This is a genomic window from Planococcus sp. A6 (assembly GCF_028823615.1).
Lineage (GTDB): Bacteria > Bacillota > Bacilli > Bacillales_A > Planococcaceae > Planococcus.
In genome coordinates this window covers 1-5489 of record NZ_JAPEHT010000168.1, presented here as the reverse complement: position 1 = coordinate 5489, position 5489 = coordinate 1, and the positions used below count along the sequence as shown (strand labels likewise).

The 5489-nt window shown below is 51.6% G+C and carries 6 protein-coding genes; 4 read left to right on the top strand and 2 right to left on the bottom strand.

Annotated features, from left to right (window positions below; all coding sequences use genetic code 11):
- Window positions 1-13: 13 nt before the first annotated feature.
- Both ON064_RS16755 and ON064_RS16750 read right to left on the bottom strand, forming a co-directional pair.
- Window positions 14-430: a cupin domain-containing protein gene (locus tag ON064_RS16755; RefSeq protein ID WP_101192008.1), complete on the bottom strand. Its 417-nt coding sequence runs from the start codon at window positions 428-430 to the stop codon at window positions 14-16.
- Window positions 431-505: 75 nt separating this feature from the next.
- The gene (locus tag ON064_RS16750) at window positions 506-1555 is read right to left on the bottom strand and encodes an NAD(P)/FAD-dependent oxidoreductase (protein WP_274625661.1); all 1050 of its coding nucleotides are present in this window, start codon (window positions 1553-1555) and stop codon (window positions 506-508) included.
- 156 nt (window positions 1556-1711) lie between these two features.
- On the opposite strand from ON064_RS16750, the gene ON064_RS16745 reads away from it, so the two are divergent.
- The 4 genes from ON064_RS16745 to ON064_RS16730 all read left to right on the top strand — a co-directional run bounded on the left by ON064_RS16745 (window position 1712) and on the right by ON064_RS16730 (window position 5481).
- Window positions 1712-2503, top strand: coding sequence for an ABC transporter ATP-binding protein (locus tag ON064_RS16745; RefSeq protein ID WP_274625660.1), 792 nt, complete (start codon window positions 1712-1714; stop codon window positions 2501-2503).
- 7 nt (window positions 2504-2510) lie between these two features.
- Window positions 2511-3440 (top strand): iron-hydroxamate ABC transporter substrate-binding protein, encoded by a 930-nt coding sequence (locus ON064_RS16740; protein ID WP_274625659.1) that lies wholly within the window; start codon window positions 2511-2513, stop codon window positions 3438-3440.
- Between the two features lie 62 nt (window positions 3441-3502).
- Window positions 3503-4477 carry a FecCD family ABC transporter permease gene (locus tag ON064_RS16735; RefSeq protein WP_274625658.1) on the top strand — a complete coding sequence of 325 codons (975 nt, stop codon included), beginning with the start codon at window positions 3503-3505 and terminating at the stop codon, window positions 4475-4477.
- Window positions 4474-5481, top strand: coding sequence for a FecCD family ABC transporter permease (locus tag ON064_RS16730; protein WP_274625657.1), 1008 nt, complete (start codon window positions 4474-4476; stop codon window positions 5479-5481). Before ON064_RS16735 ends, ON064_RS16730 begins: the two co-directional genes overlap by 4 nt.
- Window positions 5482-5489 lie beyond the last annotated feature (8 nt).

Below are 5489 nucleotides of genomic sequence, written 5' to 3'. Positions count from 1 at the left end.
TCTTTATTTGCATTTATTCTTCCTCTTCTGCTGCGTCCGCTTCCGCTTTTGTTTCGTGCACTGTGCTGTGCGGATGTTCTGGCGGTGCATAGATGGAATAGATTTTCAGCGGCTTATCGCCTGTATTGGTGACATTGTGCCATTTGCCTGCGGGGATGAGGATGGCGTAATCGTCTTCCGCTTTTTCTTCAAAGCTTAAATTGTCTTCGCTGTCGCCCATCTGCACGAGGCCTTCCCCTTCTTCGATACGAAGGAATTGGTCGCCGTGTTCGTGGACTTCAAGCCCTATGTCATCGCCTGCTGCGATGCTCATCAATGTGACCTGCAAGTTTTTCCCGGTCCAAAGAGCGGTCCGGAACGTATCGTTTTGTTTTGTCGCATCTTCGATATTGACGACAAATGATTCAGCACCATAATCTTTTAATTCCATGTGTGGTTCCTCCTCCGATTTGTTGTTCTGTCCTGCTCTTCTCTACCCTGCGAGCATCGGACATAAACAAACCGTTCAGCGCAAGGCTTGTTTTTTGAGCGCCTGGTTGCGGGAGTTGAACACATCGTTGTGAGAAGACACCATGGCGATATTGGCAGCGTCTGGTTCGATGAACTTCTTCGCTTTATTGACCGCATTGGCAGCGTCGGTGAACGTGCCGGCGATCAAATTGAGCTTGCCGTCATGCTGGAGAATGTCGCCTGCCGCAAACACTCCCGGTACGGAAGTTTCGCTTGCCGGCGTGCCTTGTAAATAGAAGTCGTCTTTTGTTTCCAGATTGAGCGGGCTATTTTCGAGTAAGCTCGCATCACGCTCATAGCCGTGGTTGATGACGAGCTGGTCGACCGGCAGCATACGCCGTTCCCCCGTCACTTGGTTCATCACTTCCACAAGTTCCACGCGGTCGCCTGCATCCGATGCCACAAGCCGCGTGATGGCGGAATCCAGTAAGCACTCGGCACGGCTTTCGAGCAATTGGCGCACTTGCGCTTCGTGTCCGGCCATTTCGGATTTACGATGGACGACATAGACTTTTTCAGCAATCGGCTCAAGCTCGTTCGCCCAGTCGACTGCCGAATTGCCCCCTCCTGAAATGAGCACCGTGCTGCCACGGAAACGCTCGAGTGTTTTGACGGTATAATTAAGATTCGCCACTTCAAAGCGCTCGGCTCCTTCGATTTGCAGCTTCTGCGGTTTCAGGATGCCTCCACCGACGGCGACGATGACCGATTTCGAGTAATGAACTTCGCCTGAAGCACCCGCCAACACAAACAAGCCGTCTTCGTTCTTATTCATGCTCTCCACTTTCTCATCCAAGCATACCGTCGGCTCGAAAGTCAGCCCTTGTTCAACCAATTGGGTGATCAGCTGTTCGCAGCGGATCGGCGTCTGTCCACCGACGTCCCAGATCATTTTTTCCGGATAGACATGGAGTTTGCCGCCAAGGCGCGGCTGGAACTCGATAATTTTTGTTTTCATGCCCCGAAGCCCACTGTAAAAAGCTGAATACAAGCCGGCGGGACCTCCCCCGATGATGGTTACGTCAAAGATGTCGTGATTGGCCATTTTTCCATCCCCGTTCTATTAGTAAATTCCGATTGACAACGATTCTCAATAACTTTATAGTATACATTGTAATGAAAGTGAGAATCATTATCAACACATATCCCATTTTTATTTTTTTGCTTCAAAATTACGGTTTAACGAAAAGGAGGGCTGTCGATGGGACGCCTTTTTACAGAAAACCTGGAAGTCAGCTATGGCGAAAGGAAAATCGTCAAAGGCTTGTCCCTGTCGATTCCAGATAAAAAGATTACGGCAATCATCGGGCCGAACGGCTGCGGGAAATCGACTTTTTTGAAAGCTATGACCCGCGTCATTCCACACGAATCGGGATCGGTCATTCTTGATGGCCAACAAATCGCGGACGAGAAAACAAAGCAATTGGCGAAAAAGCTCGCCATTTTGCCGCAGTCGCCGGAAAACGCTGCCGGTTTGACCGTTGGTGAAATCGTCTCTTACGGCCGCTTTCCTTACCAAAAAGGATTCGGCAAGCTCAGCAAACGGGATTATGAAATGATCGACTGGGCACTCAATGTGACCGGCACGCAATTTTTCAAATATCACCCCGTTGATGCTTTATCCGGAGGCCAGCGCCAACGCGTCTGGATTGCCATGGCGCTCGCGCAGGAGACCGAAATGATTTTCCTCGATGAACCGACGACTTACCTCGATATGGCGCATCAACTGGAAATCTTGGAGCTTCTCCGCGAACTCAATGCCGAAGAAGAGCGCACCATCGTCATGGTGCTGCACGATTTGAACCACGCCGCCCGCTTCGCCGACCATATTGTCGCGATGAAAGACGGCCAGATCATCAAGGCCGGATCACCGGAAGAAGTCATCGTTCCGGACGTACTCCGCGAAGTTTTCCGCATCGATGCGGAAATCGGCCTTGACCCACGAACACAAAAACCAATTTGCTTAACTTATAATTTAATCAAAGGAGCTTAACCAGATCATGAAAAAATTACTTTTCTTGTCTATCGCTTTACTCGTTACGCTAGCACTTGCCGCATGTGGATCTACAGAAGAAACGACAGAGGAAACGGGCGGTTCGGAAGGCGAAGCAAACGGAGCCGAAACCATCCAGTACGAATCTGAAAATGGTACAGTGGAAGTTCCGGCTGACCCGCAGCGCGTGGTAGCCTTGGCTTACGGCGGGAACGTCATGTCACTTGACGTGCCGCTTGTCGGGATCGACGCTTGGGCGATCGACAACCCGAACTACGAACCATACTTGGATGGCGTAGAAGAAGTGTCGGAAGAGAACCTGGAGAAAATCATCGAATTGGATCCGGATTTGATTATCGGTTACTCGACTCTTCAAAATGTCGATAAACTGGAACAAATTGCACCAACTGTGACTTATACTTACGGTAAAGTCGACTATTTGACACAACACCTGGAAATCGGGAAACTATTGAATAAAGAAGACGAAGCACAAGCATTCGTTGACGACTTTAAAGAACGCGCACAAGCTGCGGGTGAAGAGATCAAAGCGGAAATCGGCGAAGAGGCAACCGTCTCGGTCATTGAGAACTTTGATAAGCAATTGTACGTATATGGCGATAACTGGGGCCGCGGCACCGAGATCCTGTACCAGGAGATGGGCTTGAACATGCCGGAAAAAGTTGAAGAAATGGCTCTTACTGATGGGTACTATGCCTTGTCACAAGAAGTCCTGCCTGAATATATGGGCGATTACGTAATCTTCAGCAAAGACTCCGAACAGGATAACTCCTTCCAGGAAACGGACCTTTATCAAAACACGCCAGCTGTAAAGAACGACCAAGTATTCGAAGCGGATGCGAAGAAACTGTATTTCAATGATCCGATTTCGCTTGATTACCAGCTTGAGTTGTTCCAGGAAAAATTCCTTGGCCAATAAACACAAAAGGGATTCTGCGCAGCGGAATCCCTTTATCCTTTCTATAGAAAAGATGATGATGCATGCGTTATAACGCCCGTTTTTCATACATATTTGGAATCAGCCTGCTGGCACTTGTGCTGGCTTTTGTTGTGTCGATGGTCTTTGGCGCTGCTGATGTCAGCTTGAAGAATCTCTGGCTGGCGCTGTTTTCCGACAGCACCGGACAGCAAATATCGGTCATCCAGGAAATTCGACTGCCGCGTGAAGTCGCCGCGATTTTCGTCGGCGCGGCACTCGCCGTCTCTGGCGCTATCATGCAAGGCATGACCCGCAACCCGCTGGCAGACCCTGGTTTGCTCGGTTTGACTGCCGGTGCCAATGCGGCACTGGCCGCGACATTGGCCTTTATCCCCGGAGCCAATTACTTCGGCATCATGATTGCCTGCTTTATTGGGGCAGCCATCGGAGCCGGGCTCGTATTTGGCATCGGGGCTTCACGGCGCGGCGGTTTTTCGCCATTTCGCATTGTCCTGGCCGGCGCAGCTGTATCGGCGTTCTTGACCGCCATTGCAGAAGCGATAGACGTCTCCATGTGGACTGCCGGCGGCTTGATCGGCACATCTTGGGGACAGCTGCAGATTATCATTCCCTTTATCACCATCGCTTTGTTTGTCGCTTTATTGCTCTCCCGTCAACTGGCGGTGTTGAGCTTAAGCGAGGAAGCGGCAATTGGGCTTGGCCAAAAGACCGGGCAGATCAAAGCGATGCTGTTTGTCGTCGTCACCTTGCTTGCCGGCGCTGCAGTAGCTTTGGCCGGAAACTTGGCGTTCATCGGCTTGATGATTCCGCATATCGTCCGCGTGATTGTCGGCAGCGATTACCGCTTCATCATTCCGATGTCCGCCGTCACGGGCGCCATCTTCATGCTGCTCGCCGATTTGTTCGGACGCACGGTCAACGCACCATTTGAAACGCCAGTCGCGGCGGTGGTCGCCATGCTCGGCTTGCCATTCTTCCTGCTCATCGTCCGTAAAGGTGGAGGTGCGTTCACATGATCCAACAACATTTGATCCGCAAGCAGCGCATCACTTTGATTGTGCTCACCATTATTCTTTTGATCACTGCAGTCTTGAGTTTGGGGCTCGGCTATTCGACGCTCGGCTTTGGGCGGATTGTGCCCGTGCTGATGGGACAAGGCGATTTCAAAGAAGAGTTCGTGCTGTATTCCATCCGCATGCCGCGTTTGCTCATTACGTTTCTAGCGGGGATGGCACTCGCGTTATCGGGCGCAGTGCTGCAGAGCATTACACGCAATGATTTGGCTGATCCTGGCATCATCGGCATCAATTCCGGTGCAGGTGTCGCCATCGCCATTTTCTTTTTATTCATCCCTGTAGAGCCGGGCTCTTTTGCATTCTTGCTGCCGTTCGTCGCATTTCTCGGTGCTTTTATCACGGCGATCCTTATTTACTTGTTCTCCCGTGACCCGCGCACAGGCCTTCAACCGGTCCGTCTCGTTCTGGTAGGGATCGGGTTTTCCATGGCCTTGTCCGGCGTAATGATCGTGCTCATTTCATCAGCAGAGCGGGAAAAAGTGGATTTCATTGCCCAGTGGCTTGCAGGTTCCATTTGGGGCACCGACTGGCCGTTTATCCTGGCGCTTTTGCCTTGGCTTATCGTGTTGATTCCGTTTGTCCTGTATAAAGCGAACCGGCTGAACATCCTCGGGCTTGGCGAATCCGCCGCAATCGGTCTCGGGCTTAATATCGGCAAAGAACGCGCCGTCCTTTTGCTTGCGGCCGTCGCGCTCGCTGCCGCTGCCGTTTCTGTCACCGGGAGCATCGCCTTTATCGGCTTGATGGCCCCGCACCTCGCGAAAGCGCTTGTCGGGCCGCGCCATCAATTGTTTCTGCCCGTCGCCATCCTGCTCGGCGGCTGGCTGCTGCTTGCAGCTGACACAATCGGCCGCAACTTGCTTGAACCGTCGGGCATTCCGGCTGGCGTCATGGCCGCATTGATCGGCGCACCATATTTTGTCTATTTATTGATGAAGAAATAAAAAAACGG